The following is a 1,165-nucleotide window of genomic DNA, read 5'->3' on the forward strand; positions in this document are numbered from 1 at the left end:
AACGTATGCACGGGTCTCCGGGTGCCGGACCATACGAACCAGGACGATGCGGTGGAACGCGGCGTTGCCTTGCCTGTTGCCGCCGCGGTTGAGCCGGTGCCGGTTCGTTTTCCCTGACGAAGCCGGGATCGGCGCGGTCCCAGCGAGGTGGGCGAGGGCTGCTTCGGTGCCGATCCGATCAACGTTCTCACCCGCGACGGTCAGCAGCGTCGCGGCAACATCGGGACCGACCCCGTAAACGGCCAGCAGTTCCGGGGCGTAAGCGGTGACGAGGGCACGAATGCGGTCTTCGAGCCGGTCGGCTTCAACGGTCAACTCGACGAAGCGGCGACCCAGCGACCGGGCGGCGTCCTTCGTCGCGGCAGTAACGACGTCATCGCCGGACAAGTCGCGCAGTCGCGCGCAGGCCTTCGCGAGGTCCTTGGCCTTGAGGCCGGCCAGCTTCGCGCGGAGCTGTTCCGGGGCGCTCACGAGCAGGCTATGCAGCTGGTTCATGATCTCGGTGCGCTGCTTCACGGCCATCCGCCGCGTCGTGCGGAGGATCCGCATCGCTTCGACCTCGCCGTCGCGGATCTTCGGCACCGTCGTCGCCCGACGGGCCAGGACCGCGCGGGCCGCGGAATAGGCATCGATCTGGTCGGTCTTGCCCCGCAGCCGACGCTCCTGCTTGTCCGGCGCCAGAACGTCGATCACGGTGATGCCCGCGCTGCGGAGCCGCCTGGTCAGACCAGCACCGTAGGAACCGGTGCCCTCGACGCCGGCGCGGAGCACATCGCCCTGACTGGTGATCCAGGCGATCAGGCTCGCGTAACCATCCGGTGTGGCGTCGAACTTGCGATCCGTCAGAGACTCGCCCAGCGCGCTGATCACAGCAACGTGGTGGAAATCCTTGTGAGTGTCAACGCCGATGATGATCTTTTGGTGATTGTCGGTCATTCTGGATACAGCCCTTCTTCGTAAGGGTCAGCGTTCAGGGTGCCGGCAGACAGGTCAGTGAAGAGACTTTAGCCAGGCTCCTATCAGGTCATGATCGGCATCCTGAACGCGACATTAGATGTCAGGGCCAGGCCAGTCGACGCATCGAGACAAAGACAGCCAAGGCGTCGGACAAGCTCTGAGTCAGACCAACCCGACCCCACATCCATCATCACTGACAAGCTCGACC

At 64.7% G+C, this 1,165-nt stretch carries 1 protein-coding gene; it reads right to left on the reverse strand.

What is annotated here, in order from left to right; genetic code table 11:
* Positions 1–936: IS110 family transposase (locus RCH12_RS18505; protein WP_327017889.1), on the reverse strand; the 936-nt coding region annotated here is incomplete at its 3' end.
* Between the last annotated feature and the right edge of the window lie 229 nt (positions 937–1,165).

The sequence above is a fragment of the Cryobacterium sp. MP_3.1 genome, assembly GCF_035984795.1.
In the GTDB taxonomy this organism is placed as follows: domain Bacteria; phylum Actinomycetota; class Actinomycetes; order Actinomycetales; family Microbacteriaceae; genus Cryobacterium; species Cryobacterium zongtaii.